This is a genomic window from Leisingera sp. ANG49, assembly GCF_059694505.1.
In genome coordinates this window covers 1,012,495-1,029,897 of record NZ_JCATZN010000001.1, presented here as the reverse complement: position 1 = coordinate 1,029,897, position 17,403 = coordinate 1,012,495, and the positions used below count along the sequence as shown (strand labels likewise).

Genomic DNA, 17,403 nt, shown 5'->3' with positions numbered 1-17,403 from the left:
CGCCGCATGTTGGATCTCCGCCCGGTTGGGTATGTCATCGGCCTGCTGGTCGTCATTCTGGGAGCCATGATGGTGTTCCCGCTGCTGGTCGACCTCCTGGACGGCCGCGGCGAATGGCATGTGTTCCTGGAAAGCGCCGTCTTCACCATCCTGGTCGGCGGGCTGCTGTCCCTGAGCTGCGCCAACGGGGTGAAGGAGGGGCTGAGCATCCGCCAGACCTTCCTTCTGACCACGCTGGTCTGGGTGGCGCTGCCGCTGTTCGGGGCGGTGCCGCTGATGCTGGGAGAGACCGAACTGCGGTTTGTCGACGCCTTCTTCGAGGCGATGTCGGGGCTGACCACCACCGGCTCCACGGTGATTTCCGGTCTCGACAATCTGCCGCGCGGGCTGCTGTTGTGGCGCGGCATTCTGCAATGGGTCGGCGGCATCGGCATCATTGTTGTGGCGATGGTGTTCCTGCCCGAGCTGCGGGTCGGGGGGATGCAGATCTTTAAGTCGGAAAGCTTTGACACATTCGGGAAAATCCTGCCGCGGGCGCAGGCGATCGCCAAGCAGATCTCGCTGATCTACGTGTCTCTGACGATGGCCTGCATGCTGGTCTACATGATGATGGGGATGGGGCCGTTTGATGCGCTGGTGCATTCGATGACCACCATCGCCACCGGCGGCTTTGCCAATTACGATGCGTCGTTCGGGGCCTTTGCCGGGCCGGTGGAATATGCGGCCTCCGTCTTTATGATTTTGGCTGCGCTGCCGTTTGTCCGCTATGTGCAGCTGATCAACGGCCATGGCACGCCGCTGCTGCGCGACAGCCAGATCCGCGGCTTCATGATGACGCTGGGGCTGCTGGTCGCGGTGGCGGCGGCGGTGCTGTATTACGCGCGTCCGCATGGCGGCGAGGAGGCGCTGCGCTCGGCCCTGTTCAACATCACGTCGATCATGTCCGGCACCGGCTATGCCAGCGCGGACTACATGCAGTGGGGCAGCTTCCTGGTGATGATCTTCTTCTTCACCGGGCTGATCGGCGGCTGCGCGGGCTCCACCGCCTGTTCGGTGAAGATCTTCCGCTATCAGCTGCTGTTTGCCTCGATCAAGGTGCAGATCCAGCGCATCCGCTCGCCGCACGGGGTGTTCATCACCCGTTACGAAGGGCGGCCTGTGGATACCGAGGTGCTGAGCTCGGTGATCTCCTTTTTCATGTTCTTCGTGGTGACGCTGGGCTTTGTGGCCTGGGCGCTGGCGCTTACCGGGCTGGACTTCATAACCGCGGTATCCGGCGCGGCGACGGCAGTGGCCAATATCGGGCCGGGCCTGGGCGAGATTATCGGGCCTGCGGGCAATTTTTCGACCCTGAATGATCCGGCCAAATGGATCCTGAGCGCGGCGATGCTGATCGGGCGGCTGGAGCTGATGGCGGTGTATGCGATCCTGACCGTGCGGTTCTGGCGCTCCTGACCGGTGGCGGGCAAACTGCCCGCCTTGACCTTGGGCCGGTTTGGCAGAAGTTGCGCCTGCAGCGCCTTGTGGCGCTTTGCCGCGCTGGAAACCGCGCCGGGGCCGCAGCTTCCTTGCCCGGAAGGCCTGCGCGCACTTGCCCTTGGGGGGCGGCTCGCATATGAGGCACGGGACCGAAACCCGCAAGCGCAGGGAGACCCGTTCCATATGCCCGTACTTGTGATGAAATTCGGCGGCACGTCTGTCGCCAACCTGGACCGCATCCGCCGCGCCGCCAAACGCGTCGGCGTCGAAGTGGCCAAGGGCTATGACGTGATCGTCATCGTGTCGGCGATGTCCGGCAAGACCAACGAGCTGGTCGGCTGGGTCGGTGAGACCTCGCCGCTGTATGACGCGCGCGAGTATGATGCGGTGGTGTCATCGGGCGAGAACGTGACCGCGGGCCTGATGGCGCTGACGCTGCAGGAGATGGATATCCCGGCGCGCAGCTGGCAGGGCTGGCAGGTGCCGCTGATGACCACCTCTGCGCACAGCCAGGCCCGGATCGAGGAGATCCCGCCGGAAAACATCAACGCCAAGTTTGCCGAGGGCATGAAAGTGGCGGTTGTGGCGGGCTTCCAGGGCATCAGCCCCGAGGGCCGCATCACCACGCTGGGCCGCGGCGGTTCCGACACCACGGCGGTGGCTTTTGCCGCGGCGTTTGAGGCGGAGCGCTGCGATATCTACACCGACGTGGATGGCGTCTATACTACCGACCCGCGGATTTGCGGCAAGGCGCGCAAGCTGGACAAGATTGCGTTTGAGGAAATGCTGGAGCTGGCCTCGCTGGGGGCCAAGGTGCTGCAAACCCGCTCGGTTGAACTGGCAATGCGCTACAAGGTGAAGCTGCGCGTGTTGTCGAGTTTTGAGGAACAGTCCGACGAGGCCGGAACCCTGGTCTGCGACGAGGAGGAAATCATGGAATCCAATGTTGTAAACGGCGTTGCCTACTCCCGCGATGAGGCCAAGCTGACCGTGCAGTCTGTGGCCGACCGGCCCGGCATCGCGGCGACGATCTTCACCACGCTGTCCGATGCGGGCGTGAACGTCGATATGATCGTGCAGGACGTCTCCGAGGACGGCCGCACCGACATGACTTTCTCCTGCCCGACCGACCAGGTGGCCCGCGCCGAGAAAGCGCTGATGGCGATCAAAGAGCAGGGCGAGCTGAACTATGCCGAGCTGCTGGCCGACAAGGATGTGGCCAAGGTGTCGGTGGTGGGCATCGGCATGCGCTCGCAGTCCGGTGTGGCCGCCAAGATGTTCAAGGTGCTGTCGGATGAGGGCATCAACATCAAGGTGATCACCACCTCGGAGATCAAAATCTCGGTGCTGATCGACCGCAAGTACATGGAGCTGGCCGTACAGGCGCTGCATGACGCGTTCGAGCTGGAAAAAGCCCGCTAACCGCTTATCCAGCCGGAATTTTCTGGAACTTGCAAAGGCGCCGTTCAGGCGCCTTTGTCATGTGCGCCCTGCGGCGGGCGGTGTTCTGCCCAAGGCTGCGGCGGGATGCTTTGATTGCGGGCAATGCTGCAAAAACACTTGGACTTTTTCCGCCGGGGTGGGACAAGTGGGTGGAGGAGAGAGCACTGGCGTACTACTCTGGGCGGTGTCCGTTCCGGCAGAGCAATCAGGGCGGCAGTGTACAGGGAAGAAACCTCGGGAGAGGGTGAGAATGGCCGATACCACGGAATCCGAAAGCAGGAAGCTTCTGGGCCGCTTGCGCGAGGCGATGGCGAGTGATGATGCCGGCCAGGCGCGGCTCGACAAGATCACCCATCTGATCGCCGACAGCATGGGGACCGAGGTGTGCTCGGTCTATCTGTTCCGCGACGAGGAGACCCTGGAACTGTGCGCGACTCAGGGTTTGAACATCGAATCGGTGCACCAGACCCGGATGCGGATCGGCGAAGGCCTGGTCGGCCGGGTGGCGCGCTATGGCAAGGTTGTGAACACCCCGGATGCGCCCAACGCCAAGGGGTTCCGCTACATGCCGGAAACCGGCGAGGAGCGGTTTTCCTCCTTCCTGGGCGTGCCGGTGCAGCGGCTGGGCGAGATGCTGGGCGTTCTGGTGGTGCAGTCCAAGGAGGCGCGCGAGTTTTCCGCCGACGCGGTCTATGCGCTGGAAGTGGTGGCGATGGTGATCGCCGAGATGACCGAGCTGGGCGCCTTTGTCGGCGAGGGCGCGGCGCTGTCGCCGCTGCACCAGCAGGCGGTCCTGATCCACGGCACCTCAGCCCAGGAGGGCGCGGCAGAGGGCCTGGTCTGGCTGCATGAGCCGCGGGTGATCGTGACCAACCCGATTGCCGATGATCCGCAGCGCGAGCTGGAGCGGCTGAACGATGCGGTGGAGGAGCTGCGGGTCGGTGTCGACAAAATGCTAGAAGTGTCCCGCAACGGCGACAAGGAGCAGCTGCAAGTCCTTGAGGCCTATAGGATGTTTGCCAACTCCAAAGGCTGGATGCGGCGCATGGAAGAAGATATCGCCCGCGGCCTGAGCGCCGAGGCGGCGGTGGAAAAGGAGCAGTCCCAGGCCCGCACCCGGATGAGCCAGGTGCAGGATGCGTATCTGCGCGAACGGCTAAGCGATCTGGACGATCTGTCGAACCGGCTGCTGCGGATCCTGACCGGGCAGGGGGCGGATACCGGCGCGGAGCTGCCGGAAAACCCGATCCTGATTGCCCGCAACATCGGCCCCGGCGACCTGCTGGAATACGGCCGCAACCTGCGCGGTATCGTGCTGGAGGAGGGCTCTGTCGGCTCTCACGCGGCGATCGTGGCGCGGGCGCTGGCGATTCCGCTGGTGGTCAATGCCAAGCGGGTCACCACCGAGGCGCTGAACGGCGACCACATCATGGTGGATGGCGATCAGGGGGTGGTGCACCTGCGCCCGGATGACACGGTTGTCGGCGCTTTCCGCGACAAGATCGCGATGCATACCAAGGCGCAGGAGCGCTATGCCTCGATCCGCGACAAGCCGGCTGTCACCATCGACGGGCAGCGCATCAACATGGTGATGAACGCGGGACTGATGGCCGATCTGCCGTCGCTGGACGGCTCCGGCGCCGAGGGGGTCGGGCTGTTCCGGACCGAGCTGCAGTTCCTGGTGCGCAACCAGATGCCGAAGCGGTCGGAGCTGGTGGCGCTGTATAAGCGGGTGCTGGATGCCGCCCACGGCAAGCCGGTGGTGTTCCGCACGCTGGATATCGGCTCCGACAAGGTGCTGCCCTACATGAAGCCCACCGATGAGCCGAACCCGGCGCTGGGCTGGCGGGCGATCCGGGTGGGGCTGGACAAGCCCGGCGTGATGCGGATGCAGCTGCAGGCGCTGCTGCGCGCGGCCGAAGGGCGGCCGCTGTCGATCATGTTCCCCTTTGTCGCCCAGTTCGAGGAGTACCGTTCCGCCAGGGCGGAGGTAGAAAAGACCATCGAACGCGAGCGCATCCTGGGCCATGTGCTGCCGGCGGATCTGAAGATCGGCGCGATGCTGGAGACACCCTCGCTGGCCTACGCGCCGCAGAAGTTCTTTGACGAGGTGGCCTTCGTCTCGATTGGCGGCAATGACCTGAAGCAGTTCTTTTTTGCCGCCGACCGCGAGAATGAGCGGGTGCGCCGCCGCTATGACACGCTGAACGTGAGCTTCCTGAGCTTCATCGAGCGGATCGTGGAACGCTGCGCGATCTCCGGCACGCCGCTGAGCTTCTGCGGCGAGGACGCGGGCCGCCCGGTCGAGGCCGTCTGCCTGGCGGCGATGGGCATCCGCACGCTGTCGATGCGCCCGGCCTCAATCGGGCCGGTGAAATCGCTGCTGATGCGTGTGGACTTGGGCGAGCTGCGCAAGATCATCTCGGATGCCCGCCACCGCGGCGACCAGGCGGTGCGCCCGGCGGTGATGGAATACCTGCGCGGGCTGTAATCCCCGTCTGCCGGGGCGGGAATGCCTGGTATTCCCCAAGGCAGTCTTTGTCATGGGCAGCTAAGGTGCAGGTGATTTGCGTTCCGGCGGCGGATTCGGAACGCGCTTGGCATGCTTTTGTGAACCGGGAGATGCCACGGGCCGATGGCGATTGAGATGCAGCCCGAAGGTTGGACCGAGCTGCCGGCGCAAGAGACATTGGCCGAAGGCGCGGTGCCTGGCGCGCCGGACGCGTTGCCGCACGCCGAGGGAGGCAAGGTATTGAGAACCTCGCGGCGGAGTGTTCAATTGGAACGTTCTTTGTATCCGTTCTCCCAGAGTGATCGCGAATAGATCCAGATTGGGGGCAAGCCGACCTTTTCGAGCCAGACCTGGGCGCCTGGGACGCAAACACATGGCCGTTGTTGCTGCGGGCGAACTCGGGCATTCTGTGATGCAGGGGCAGACGGAAGAGCGCCTCCAGAATCTCTTCGGCCCCTTCCGGGTGCGGACCGCCGCCGCGAGCGCCTGACGCGTGTATTCATCCCCATATTTCAGCATCTTGTAGCTTCGGCCATTGCTGAACTTGTCGTGAACGAAGTCCATGCTCCAAAGGAGAGTTCGGTGCCTGGGCGTGAGCCGGATGACCGGGCAAAGTCCTGCGTTGGTGACGCACTATACTAAGAAAGTTCGACAGCATGTGAGGGCGCTGCAAGCGCAGCAACGGCGAACAGAACAAAAACAGAATGTTTAGACAAATGTTCAGACGCAGCATGTGCTGCACACTCTACATTGCCTAAGTCATTGATTTTGTTTGGAGGCGAGTACCGGAATCGAACCGGTGTACACGGATTTGCAATCCGCTGCGTCACCACTCCGCCAACTCGCCATCCGTGGTGTAAGGCGTGATTAATCACATGCCCGGCGCTGGCGCAAGAGGCCAAATGCCTTTGCCCCGGCCAAATTTGCTTTTCTTTCCGCAAGGCCAGCCATTGGCGGCAACCCGTGATCTTTCCGGGCATGGGCCGGAAGCAATGTACTGTTTGGCGGCAACGCTGTGGTGAAACGGCTGCGCGAAAAATACCTTCCAACGCACTCGCCCGCGGGAGAAGTTCCCAAAAACCGGTAGTGGCCGTGTCTTAGATGACTACTTGCCCGTTCAATTGAACGCGGTTGATGCTTAAGGCGTATCGGGGCGCCGCCGGCTTTTTTGCGGGAATTTCGCCCAACAAATGCCGGCGGCACCCCTCGGGTTCGCAGGGAATTCGGTTAAAGTCGCGCTGCGCAGCGGTGTGATCATACCGCATCTCATCCGGGAAAAGCCTAACCCAGGACGTCCCGCGCATTGGTGACGCGAATGTCATGATGCTGAAGGGCTTCCACCAGGTTGGGAATGCTCCGCCAGTCTTCGCGGAAAGCGGTGCGGCTGGGGCCGGGGTTTGCAACCGGATATTTCACCTCCCGGCCGAGCAGCAGGCGCCCGAGGTCCGGGCGCAGGTCGTGATCGGACAGGCTGGGCAGGTGCATGGAGCGCAGCGCGCGGGTGACGTTTGCGCCATGGTATGCGGACACGAAGAGGCTGTCGCAGATGCTGCGCAGGAAGCCCATGTGGGAGCCTTGCAGCACAGCGCCCCGGGCGACGACACCGTGGGCAGTGCTGCGGATGGCGTGTTTGGCGAAAAGCGCGTCTGCAATGGGGGCACAAGCCGGCAGTTTCTGGCACCCCATCCGGTAGGCGGACCGGAGCTTCTTGTAGAAGGTGCTGCGCGATGTCGAATAGAAGCGCCAGTTCGGGGCTAGATAGATGTCCCCGAGCTGGCCTTTCCAGAAAACCGCGTTTTGGTCGCAGGCTTTCGCGATGTCCCGAAGCGCAGCCGCCCATTTCCAGCTGCCGTGATGAACCTGACCCGCAGCCTCTGCAATCTCCCGCTGCTTCAGGTCCGGGTCTTCTGTATCCTCAAGCCGTCTCACCTCGATCCCGAGGCCGTTTTCCTCGGAGAATTGTCTGACCAGCTCGAAATTCGGCTCGGCGCTGTAGGCAACAACCGGGTTCGACCACTTCAGAAGCAGCAGATTCAGACTGTCTTTGCCGCCGCAGAGGATGATGTTCGTCTTGCCGGGGTTTGCTGCTTCGACCTGATCGGCATCTTCCTGCATCGCGGCGGCCAGGCGTTCCAGGAACCGCGTCTTGTCCCGTTCCAGGCCGGTGAAATGCACTGTCCCGGTGAGCCGCTCGACGCCCTTGATCGCAACGGGGTTGGGCCTGCAGACATCATTGAACCCGGAGGAAATGGCCCGGCAGAAAGCCGGATCAAGCTCAACTTCACCCATCAGCCTGGCGAGCCGGTAGACGGAAAATGAGTAATAGTTCCCGTATCTGTACAGAGGGTAGAAGGCGGATTCGATTTTCGGAGCCGCCTCTGAAAAAAATACCGATGCATCATGCTTCAGCCACAGATCGTGATCCGAAGTGTTGCCCAAGAAAAAATTCTTTATAGGTTGATCAAGCAAAGCAAAACAACTCTCTGGGTTGTATTTTCGCCTCCTTGGGTAGCCTATTGAAGCCGCTAAGTCGAAGACTTTCTTGATCGCCGCAGGTCCTGCCAATTCGGTGTTGCTCTGCCGAATTATGTGCCTGTGGCAGGTCCTGGCGCATCCAAAGGCCGCTGCACACCCGAAGCGTCACCCGCCGGCGCCTTGGTCCAGGCTTGCTGCGCGGATGGCTGCGGCAATGAGCGCCGGTGCGCCGGGCAGGGCGCCGGCCACGGGCAGCACAGTGCCGCCGTATACAGCGGCCTCCAGTGCTTCCGGAAGGTCCTGTTTCACATGGTCGCCGGCCTGGGCGAAGAAGGGCAGGCAGATGGACTGCGCAGGCAGGGGGGCTGCGGCGGTTTCAATCCGCGGGTCTTGTTCGACATAGCCCAGCGACAACGTGCAGCCCGGCAGAAGGGGGCTGAGCCTGGCGGTGAAATCCTCTGCCGCCTCAGCGGCGCGCGCGCCGCGGGCAGAACCATGGGCGGCCAGCAGCAGGTTCAGGGTTTCCAACGGCCAGCCCCGGTCTGCTGCCGTCTGCCGCACGGCGTTTGCGGCAAGGTCCGGCAGGCCGCTGTCCAGGCCGAACGGCGCGGCCATGCGGCAGGCGCGGCCCTCAAGGCGGGCGGGCAGCACCTTGCTGGTGAAATAGCCGCGCGACATGAAAAACGGATAGACCACGGCGCCCTCTTGTATCACCTCCTCCAGCCGGCCGGGTGCGGCGAGGGTGGCGGAACGGACGTCCCAGCCCGGCAGATGCGCCGCCACCGCCGCCGCAGTTGCAGCCAGATCCGCTTCTGCCGGGGCGGGGGCGGAGGGCTGGCCGTGGGCGGTGATGACTGCGGTTTGCGGATTTTGGGTCACGGCGGTCTTCCGGTGGTCTGAACAGGCGGCGGGGCGGGTGGATTGTGCTGTTATTTGGGGGGCTTGGCAGGGCTTTCGCAAGGGGTGCGTTGAATTTTCCGCCGCCGCAAAGGCAAACGAAAACAAGGTGGTTGACCTTCCCCGGCGCTTCACCTAAATCAGCAAATGTCCTGAGCGGGTATGGTGAAATGGTATCATAAGAGCCTTCCAAGCTTAAGGTGCGGGTTCGATTCCCGCTACCCGCTCCAGACTTTCCCAGCATGCCGGATTGATACCCTGTGACGCAGTGCGCGGCTGTTTTCATGTGCTTTTTGAAACTGCTCAGCGCTTGACGCGCCCGGCCTGCGGGGCCATGAACCTTGGCAATTATGCGGGCTTCGAGACCCGTGAGAGCAAAGTGCAGAAGGATCCGGAATGGCGCGGAGACAAGCGGCCCCGAATGCGGAGCAAGAGAGGGAGAAATCCCGGAAGATTGGCGTGCTGTCGGCTCTGTGGCCGTTCATGCGCCCCTACCGCCTGCTGATGCTGGCCGCCACTTGCGCGCTGGTGCTGACGGCGGCGCTGTCGTTGACGCTGCCCTTGGCGGTGCGCCGGGTGGTGGACAATTTCCGGGTCTCCGATTCCGACCTCTTGAACCTCTATTTCAGTGGCGCGCTGGTGATTGCCGCATTGCTGGCCGTGGGCACCGGCGTGCGCTATGCGCTGGTGACGCGGCTGGGCGAACGGGTGGTGGCCGATATCCGCAAGGCGGTGTTCGACCGGGTGATCGGCATGAGCCCGGAGTTCTATGAGCGCATCATGACCGGCGAGGTGCTGAGCCGGATCACCACCGACACCACGCTGATCCAGTCGGTGCTGGGATCGTCGGTGTCGATCGCGCTGCGCAACCTGCTGATCTTCCTGGGCGGCATGGTGCTGATGCTGCTGACTTCAGCGAAACTCACGATGATGGTGCTGCTGATCGTGCCGGCGGTGATCGTGCCGATCCTGGTGCTGGGCCGCCGCCTGCGCGCCATCAGCAAGGAGAACCAGGACTGGATCGCGGCCTCCTCCGGCAACGCGGGCGAGGCGCTGGGGGCGGTGCAGACGGTGCAGGCCTTCACTCATGAGACTGCCAGCCGCTCGAAGTTTGCCGAGCTGACGGAAACCTCCTATGACGTTTCCCGCCGCCGCATTCAGACCCGCGCCTATCTGACGGTGATCGTGATCTTCCTGGTGTTTTCCGGCATCGTGGGCGTCTTGTGGATGGGCGCCAATGACGTGCGCGCAGGCGTGATGTCCGAGGGCACGCTGATCCAGTTCGTGATCTATGCGGTGCTGGTGGCGGGCTCGGTTGCGGCGCTGTCTGAAATCTGGAGCGAGCTGCAGCGCGCTGCCGGTGCAACCGAACGGCTGGTGGAGCTGCTGAACGCCGAGGACACCGTGCTGGACCCGGTTGCGGCGCAGGTGCTGCCCGCGCCGGTCAAGGGCGAGATCGACTTTGATAATGTCTCCTTCCGCTACCCCGCGCGCCCGGATGTCTCGGCGCTGGAGGAGGTGTCGCTGATAGTGAAGCCGGGTGAAACGGTGGCCTTTGTCGGGCCGTCCGGCGCAGGCAAGACCACCATCATCCAGATGCTGCAGCGGTTCTATGATCCCAACCAGGGCGCGGTGAAGCTGGACGGCGTGGCGCTGACCCAGCTGCAGCGGGATGAGTTCCGCCGCCATATCGCACTGGTGCCGCAGGATCCGGTGATCTTTGCCGCTTCGGCCCGCGAGAACATCCGGTTCGGCCGCCCCGAGGCCACGGATGCCGAGGTGGAGGCTGCCGCTGCGGCCGCCGCCGCGCATGACTTCATCTCGAAACTGCCGGAAGGCTATGACAGCTTTGTCGGCGAACGCGGCGTGATGCTGTCGGGCGGCCAGAAACAGCGGATCGCGATTGCCCGCGCCATCCTGCGCGACGCGCCGGTGCTGCTGCTGGACGAGGCGACCTCGGCGCTGGATGCCGAAAGCGAACGCCTGGTGCAGGCCGCTGTGGACGAGCTGAGCCAGGGCCGCACCACGCTGATCGTGGCGCACCGGCTGGCCACCGTGAAAAAGGCCGACCGCATCGTGGTGATGGACCAGGGGCGGATCGTCGCCACCGGCACCCATGATGAGCTGGTGGCGCAGGGCGGGCTGTATGCGCGGCTGGCCAAGCTGCAGTTCACCGAAGGTTTGGCGGCGGAATAAGCGCATGCAAGCATGAAACATCAGGCGCCCCGGATCCTGTCCGGGGCGCTTTTTTGATGAAATTGTCCAAAAGCCGCGAATTGGCGCCACGTCACGCCCCAAGCTGCCTTGGCGTGACCCTGCCGCGGCGCTTGCGCAATCAGGCGATTGCAATAATCTGGGCAAAAAACAGAGACACACTCCGTGCACCGCCCGTACACCGGCTGTGCACCGGGTGGAACGGGGAGGAGAATTATGGGTTTTTCCGGAATCGCGGACCGCGATGCGCTGCAGAATGAAATGCCGTATGAGGCGCGGGACCTGCCGGCCACCTTGTACGGGCTGCTGTCGCGCACCGCGGACAAATACCCGAACAGCAAGGCGGTCAGCTATCAGATTTTCTCCGGGCCGCAGGACAAGGCGGAGACGCTGACCTGGAGCACGCTGAAAGAGCAGGTGAGCCAGGCGGCCAACATGTTCCGCGCCCTGGGGATCGGCGAGACGGACGTGGTGGCCTATGTGCTGCCCAACTGCAATGAGACGCTGGTGACCATGCTGGGCGGCGCGGTGGCGGGGATCGTGAACCCGATCAACCCGCTGCTGGAACCCGAACAGATCGCCTCCATCCTGCGGGAGACCAAGGCCAAGGTGGTGGTGACCCTGCGGCCCTTCCCGAAAACGGACGTGGCGCAGAAGGTGGCTGAGGCGGTGCGCCATGCACCGGGCGTGAACACGGTGCTGGAGGTGGATCTGAACCGCTATCTGACGCCGCCGAAATCCTGGATCGTGCCGCTGATCCGCCCCAAGATGGACACCCGCCCCAGCCATGCGGATTACCTGAGCTTCTCCAAGGAGATGGCGAAACAGCCCAAGACGCTGAATTTTGCCGACAGTGCGGGCGACCGGGTGGCGTGCTATTTCCACACCGGCGGCACCACCGGCATGCCCAAGGTGGCGCAGCACAAGTATTCGGGGCTGGTCTACAACGGCTGGCTGGGCAGCACGCTCTTGTTCACCGAAGAAGACAACATCATGTGCCCGCTGCCGCTGTTCCACGTCTTTGCGGTGCATGTGATCATGATGGCCGCCATCGCCTCCGGCGCGCATGTGGTGTTCCCGACGCCGCAGGGCTATCGGGGCGAAGGGGTTTTCGACAACTTCTGGAAGCTGATTGAGCGCTGGAAGATCACCTTTATCATCACCGTGCCCACCGCCGTGTCGGCGCTGATGCAGCGGGAGGTGAATGCCGATATCTCCACCGTGAAAACGGCCTTCTCCGGTTCTGCCCCAATGCCGATGGAGCTGTTCAAACGGTTCGAAAGCGCCTGCGGCGTCGCCATCGTCGAGGGCTACGGCCTGACCGAGGCCACCTGCCTGGTCTCCTGCAACCCGCCGGGCGGAGAGAAGAAGGTGGGGTCGGTCGGCATCCCGTTCCCCTATACGGACGTGCGGATCGTCAAGCAGACCAACAACGGGGCGCTGGAATGCGCGCGCGACGAAGTGGGGGAGATCTGCGTGTCGAACCCCGGGGTATTTGCGGGCAATACCTATACCGAAGCCGAAAAGAACGTGGACCTCTACTATCAGGAGAAGTACCTGCGCACCGGCGATCTGGGCCGGATCGACGAGGACGGCTATTTGTGGATCACCGGCCGCGCCAAGGATCTGATTATCCGCGGCGGCCACAACATCGACCCGGCAGAGATCGAGGAGGCGCTTCTGGGCCATGACGCGGTGGCCTTTGCCGGCGCGATCGGCCAGCCGGATGCGCATTCGGGCGAGCTGCCCTGCGCTTTTGTCGAACTGGTCGACGGTGCCAGCGTCAGCGACGCGGAGCTGCTGGAATACTGCAAGGTCCATGTGCATGAGCGGGCGGCAATCCCCAAGCATCTGACCGTGCTGGACGAGCTGCCGAAAACCGCGGTGGGCAAGGTGTTCAAGCCCGATCTGCGCAAGCTGGCCATCACCCGCGTCTACAATGGCGCGCTGGAACAGGCCGGGGTGGCGGCGCGCGTTGTCAGCGTGATCGACGACAAGAAGCGCGGGCTGGTGGCGCAGGTCGCGGCCAACGGCAGCACGGACGCGGACATCGACGGCGTGCTCAACAACTTCACTAGGCCGTGGGAGCCTGCCGCGGCAGCCTGACCCTGACGGGGCAGCGTGGGATAAAGGGCGCCCTTCGGGGCGCTTTTTCTTTCAGGCATTCCATTTGCGGGAAACTGTGCCTAGGCTCTCAGGACAACCGGCGTGCAGGGAGGCTCGCAGATGGATTACGAACGGCTGATCGACGAGGAGACCTGGGACTTCATCCAGAAGACCGGGGAGCTATATCCCGATGACGCCGTTGAGATGAGCATCGAAGAGCAGCGCCGGATCTACAACGCGATGGCGCGGGAGTTCCGGGTGCCGCGGCCGGATGTGGTGTCGGTTGAGGAGCTGTCGGCAAACGGGGTGCCGGTGCGGGTCTATACCGCGGGCGACCCGACCCGGACGGTGCTGTTCTGCCATGGCGGCGGTTTTGTCGTCGGGGGCCTGGACAGCCACGACGATGTCTGCGCCGAGATCTGCGCCCAGACCGGCTACCGGGTGGTGGCGGTGGATTACCGGCTGGCGCCGGAACACAAGCATCCGGCGGCCTTTGAGGATGCCTGGGTGGTGCTGGGCTGGGTCGAGGCCGGTTACGGCAAGGGCATTGTCCTGATGGGCGATAGCGCCGGTGCCAACCTCTGTGCTGCGGTGGCCCATCATGCGCGCGGCCGCAGCGAGTCCATTCTGGGACAGATGCTGATTTACGGCGCCTTCGGCGGCGATATGAACCAGGGCTCTTACATCGAACACGCCCAGGCACCCATGCTGACCCGCGAAGACGTGGTTTACTACATGGATATCCGCACCGATGGCGAGGCGCCGAAGGATGATCCGCTGTTTGCGCCCTTGGCAGACAGCGACTTTTCCGGCTTGCCGCCGACCGTGCTGGTGACCGCGGATTGCGATCCGGTCCGCGATGACTCGCACGAATACCGGGACCGGATTGTCGAGGCTGGTGGCAAGGCGCATTGGATCAATGAGCCCGGGCTGATCCACGGATACCTGCGCGCGCGTCATACTGTGGGCCGGGCGCGGGACAGTTTCGAGCGGATTTCGGTTGCGGTCGAGGCGCTGGGGCAGGGGGTCTGGCCCTATGACGACTAGGACCCGCTACCCGGCGTAATCCTGGCATTGTTCCTGAAATTGCGAGGTGTCCAGCCAGCCGCCGCTGGTGATCTGCCAGTCCGGGCCGGAAGTGGTGACATAGGTCCAGCTGCCCACCGGGAGGTGTGAGTAGCTCACATTGTCGCCAGGGTCGATCTGCCCGACCAGGGGCGCCTCTGGTCGGTGACCAGCGCGCAGGCCCGTGATAAGCCCAAGCCAGCCCAGGCAGGTGCTTTCGAACTCATCCCGCACTGGAAAATCCCACAGCTGATAGCGCAGGGACAGATCGTCGAGGTCCAGATGGGTCTGCTTGTTGTTCACCCGGCAGCCAAAGCGGCCCTCCATCTGCTTCACTTCAGCGACCAGGGTTTCCTCCTGCGGCGTCAGTGACACGGATTTGCCGGTGCAGTCCCCGTTGTCGAACACCGATTGCCCCAAGGGAGAGCCGAAGCAGTACCCGGCCCGGTCGATCACCGCGTTGCGGGTGAACCACAGGTCATGGCAGGCGTCGCTGGCCAGCGCCGGGGCAGCCAGCAGCGAAAATACGGCAACAAGGGATTTCATGGCAAATTCCTGACATCTGAAAACGGCGGCTGAGGGCCATCCTAGCACACAGCCGCCGCGTCAGGTCACTTCAGGAACGGCTCTGCCTTCATGGTTCCGGCAATCGGCGCGCCCAGCCGCTTGAGGATGGTGGGGGCCAGCTGGCGCTGGTCGATCACCTCGCCATGATCGGGGCCATCCGCCTCGCCGAAGTAGTAGAGCGCGGTTTCCTGCTGCAGCGGGCTGCGGCCGCCGTGGTGGCCGCGCTCGTCCTGGCCGTGGTCGGCGGTGACGATCACCTCGTAGCCCAGGTCGCGCCAGCGGGTGATGAAGGGGGCCAGCATCTCGTCCATCACGAAGCAGGCGTGGTCCATCTCCTGGCAGTCGTGGAAATAGCGGTGGCCCATGCTGTCCAGGGTGCAGGTGTGCAGCATGCCGTAGTCGAGGCCGAAGCGCAGGCAGAGGTTGGTCAGGGTGCCGAACAAGTCGACATCCGACGGGGTCATCTGGTTGTCCTTGCCGTAGCCGGTCATGGTGTGGAAGCGGCCGTGGTTGATGGTCTTGCTTTCCGGTTCGTCATATTCGATGTCGCGCACGTAATCGAACGGGTGGCGGTTGAAGAAAGAGGACCAGTAGCTGTGCGCCACCGCGCCGGTGACGCCGCCTGCCTCGCGGACCTGGCTGAACACGTCCTTTTCCTTGAGCCGGAACACGTTTGCGTTGCCGGTGCAGCCATGGATGGCGGGCGCGACGCCGGTGTGGATCGAGGCATAACAGCTGGCAGAAATCGACGGCAGCACCGCCCGCAGCTTCCAGACGCGGGCATCGCCGCTGTCGACCCAGCCTTCGAGGTTTCCGAACAGGCGGCGGAAGTTGCGCCAGGGTACACCGTCCAGAATGATGAGCAGGAGTTTGTTGTCCATTTGCCGAATCCTTTTGCCTTGCGGGGGCTTCGGTGCCTCATCTTCGTGGCAGATTCTTGAATTGCCATTCAAAAAACGGCGGATCGGCCGCAAACCGGCATTTTCGGACGGGCGTTGCAGATTTGCCGGGCAACGGCGGCGGTATCAGAACGCTGTGAGGAGCACATAGGCGCCTGCCAGGCAGAGCAGCGCACCGGCGGCAGAGGTGAAGAGCTTTGGATGAGGAAAGGTTTTTTCAGCCAGCACGAACAGTGCCAGCCCGGCAATCCAGTAGAGGTTCATGATACCGCCGGCGAACAGCAGCAGCATCAGGGCCCAGCAGCAGCCCAGGCAATAGGTACCGTGGTGGGCGCCCATCAGTACAGCACCAGCCAAGCCTGTGCGGTTATGCGCGGTCAAAAAATGAACCGGCATACGGCAATGGGAGAGGCAGGCGTGCTTGTAGGGGGTAAACTGATAGGCGCCCGCCGCCAGCAGCAACGCACCACCTAAGGCACGGCTGCTGAGCGACATCATGGGGCCGTTTGACAGGCCCATGGTTTCCAGCCACCACTGCAGAGCGGTGGCGATTGCAGAAAAGAAAGCCCAGGCCAGAAGGTAGCCGCTGAGGAACAGCAGGCTTAGCAGCGGCGCTTTGCCCGGTTGGGATCCAGCCTTCCTGATGGCGCTGAACAGCAGCAGCACCGGCGCGGCGCTGGGGGTCATCATGGCGATCATCATCACCCACCACATCAGGAAAATCAGCACGGCATAGCCCGCGGTCCAGGGCACGCCTGCGCCCATCGCCATCGGCTCGCCGATCGGGCCGGCCATCCGGGTCATCTCGACTGCGGTCATGTTCATGCCGGCCCCGAAGACGGTGTACAGCCCGCTCAGCAGCACGATGAAGGCCACAGCGCCCAGCACCACCGCCTGATCGTGGCGAGCCAGGCGCTCGGCTGTTCCGGTTATGTGCAGGGTGCGGGCCATAGCGGATCAGGCCGCGCGCTCAACGCCCTTGCCGGTCAGGTGCAGCTCGGCAACATGGGCGTGGGTTCCGCTGTTCTTTTCCAGGCTGATCGCAGATCCGGGGGTTTGGGTCGTGCCCCGGCAGACGGAGGCCTCGGAATATTCAAACCCGTTTGGCAGCTTGATTTGGACCGAATGCGGTGCGCCGGACACGATGTGCGCAATCGGTTCGACCCTGGTTTCGCCAATGCCGTCGGCCTTGCCATGGCCAATGCCGGTTTCCGCATCAAAACTCAGCGACACCGGTGCACTGAGCGTTTCGTGCCTAGTGGTGCACATGGCGTTGAAGACAAAGAACATTGTGGCAAATTCATCGGTGTCCTGGCCGGTCATGATCGCTTCGAGGGCGGACTTTTGCTCTGCCGTGGCGCGCTCGTCGATGATGATCTGCATCTCGCCATTGCCCTCGTGGATCGGGCCGGGCCATTTGTAGATTGCCGCGGCGCGCAGCCCGTCCAGTTTGGTGTCGCCGTAATGCCCGGTATCGATGCGGAACGTCAGCATCGCTTCGCAGGTGCCGTCATTGGGAAGCTGCGAGAATTGGCACGGGCATCCGGGAACGCAGTTGCAATTGGCTATCTCGAATCCGTGAATTGCCCAATCTGTCATGGCAGTTCCTCCCCGTTGCTGCAGTCAAACGAAACTGCCCGGTAATTTCGGGTTGGCTTGCCTCAAAGATCAGCCGCGCTCAGTGTTTTTTCTATTGTTTGCAGCTGGAGCCGCTGCATTCTCCCTGATCCTAATAAAATATCACAA

The 17,403-nt window shown here is 63.2% G+C and carries 13 protein-coding genes and 2 tRNA genes; 8 read left to right on the top strand and 7 right to left on the bottom strand.

Annotation, left to right across the window (positions count from 1 at the left end; translation table 11 throughout):
• Positions 1–6: 6 nt before the first annotated feature.
• The 4 genes from AC58NV_RS05145 (at position 7) to AC58NV_RS05130 (ending at position 5,746) form a co-directional block, all read left to right on the top strand.
• Positions 7–1,455 carry a TrkH family potassium uptake protein gene (locus tag AC58NV_RS05145; RefSeq protein WP_366663034.1) on the top strand — a complete coding sequence of 483 codons (1,449 nt, stop codon included), beginning with the start codon at positions 7–9 and terminating at the stop codon, positions 1,453–1,455.
• A 207-nt stretch (positions 1,456–1,662) separates the two neighbouring features.
• Entirely contained in the window at positions 1,663–2,901 is a 1,239-nt protein-coding gene (locus AC58NV_RS05140) for an aspartate kinase (RefSeq protein ID WP_497226147.1), read from the top strand.
• Between the two features lie 271 nt (positions 2,902–3,172).
• Positions 3,173–5,413 (top strand): phosphoenolpyruvate--protein phosphotransferase, encoded by a 2,241-nt coding sequence (gene ptsP, locus AC58NV_RS05135; protein ID WP_497226146.1) that lies wholly within the window; start codon positions 3,173–3,175, stop codon positions 5,411–5,413.
• Between the two features lie 144 nt (positions 5,414–5,557).
• Positions 5,558–5,746 carry a hypothetical protein gene (locus AC58NV_RS05130; RefSeq protein ID WP_497226145.1) on the top strand — a complete coding sequence of 63 codons (189 nt, stop codon included), beginning with the start codon at positions 5,558–5,560 and terminating at the stop codon, positions 5,744–5,746.
• Between the two features lie 461 nt (positions 5,747–6,207).
• Here the strand turns inward: AC58NV_RS05130 and AC58NV_RS05125 are convergent.
• The 3 genes from AC58NV_RS05125 to AC58NV_RS05115 form a co-directional block, all read right to left on the bottom strand.
• Positions 6,208–6,281 (bottom strand) — tRNA-Cys (locus AC58NV_RS05125).
• A gap of 434 nt (positions 6,282–6,715) precedes the next feature.
• On the bottom strand, positions 6,716–7,999 hold the full coding sequence (locus AC58NV_RS05120) for a hypothetical protein (RefSeq protein ID WP_497226144.1): 1,284 nt from the start codon (positions 7,997–7,999) through the stop codon (positions 6,716–6,718).
• 75 nt (positions 8,000–8,074) lie between these two features.
• Positions 8,075–8,788 (bottom strand): CbiX/SirB N-terminal domain-containing protein, encoded by a 714-nt coding sequence (locus tag AC58NV_RS05115; protein ID WP_497226143.1) that lies wholly within the window; start codon positions 8,786–8,788, stop codon positions 8,075–8,077.
• A gap of 174 nt (positions 8,789–8,962) precedes the next feature.
• Between AC58NV_RS05115 and AC58NV_RS05110 the strand changes: the two genes are divergently transcribed.
• The 4 genes from AC58NV_RS05110 (at position 8,963) to AC58NV_RS05095 (ending at position 14,173) form a co-directional block, all read left to right on the top strand.
• Positions 8,963–9,036 (top strand) — tRNA-Gly (locus tag AC58NV_RS05110).
• A 166-nt stretch (positions 9,037–9,202) separates the two neighbouring features.
• Complete coding sequence (locus tag AC58NV_RS05105; RefSeq protein WP_497226142.1) at positions 9,203–11,002, top strand: ABC transporter transmembrane domain-containing protein; 1,800 nt, start codon at positions 9,203–9,205, stop codon at positions 11,000–11,002.
• Positions 11,003–11,236: 234 nt separating this feature from the next.
• Positions 11,237–13,126 carry an acyl-CoA synthetase gene (locus tag AC58NV_RS05100; protein WP_497226141.1) on the top strand — a complete coding sequence of 630 codons (1,890 nt, stop codon included), beginning with the start codon at positions 11,237–11,239 and terminating at the stop codon, positions 13,124–13,126.
• Between the two features lie 120 nt (positions 13,127–13,246).
• Positions 13,247–14,173 carry an alpha/beta hydrolase gene (locus tag AC58NV_RS05095; RefSeq protein WP_497226140.1) on the top strand — a complete coding sequence of 309 codons (927 nt, stop codon included), beginning with the start codon at positions 13,247–13,249 and terminating at the stop codon, positions 14,171–14,173.
• Positions 14,174–14,179: 6 nt separating this feature from the next.
• On the opposite strand, the gene AC58NV_RS05090 is transcribed toward AC58NV_RS05095, so the two are convergent.
• From AC58NV_RS05090 to AC58NV_RS05075, 4 genes are all read right to left on the bottom strand, one after another.
• Entirely contained in the window at positions 14,180–14,737 is a 558-nt protein-coding gene (locus AC58NV_RS05090) for a DUF4453 domain-containing protein (protein ID WP_497226139.1), read from the bottom strand.
• 65 nt (positions 14,738–14,802) lie between these two features.
• Complete coding sequence (locus AC58NV_RS05085) at positions 14,803–15,639, bottom strand: alkaline phosphatase family protein (protein WP_366663517.1); 837 nt, start codon at positions 15,637–15,639, stop codon at positions 14,803–14,805.
• A gap of 144 nt (positions 15,640–15,783) precedes the next feature.
• Complete coding sequence (locus AC58NV_RS05080; protein ID WP_497226138.1) at positions 15,784–16,608, bottom strand: DUF2182 domain-containing protein; 825 nt, start codon at positions 16,606–16,608, stop codon at positions 15,784–15,786.
• 6 nt (positions 16,609–16,614) lie between these two features.
• A complete protein-coding gene (locus AC58NV_RS05075; protein WP_497226137.1) occupies positions 16,615–17,256 on the bottom strand; it encodes a DUF1326 domain-containing protein in 642 nt (213 codons plus the stop codon).
• Between the last annotated feature and the right edge of the window lie 147 nt (positions 17,257–17,403).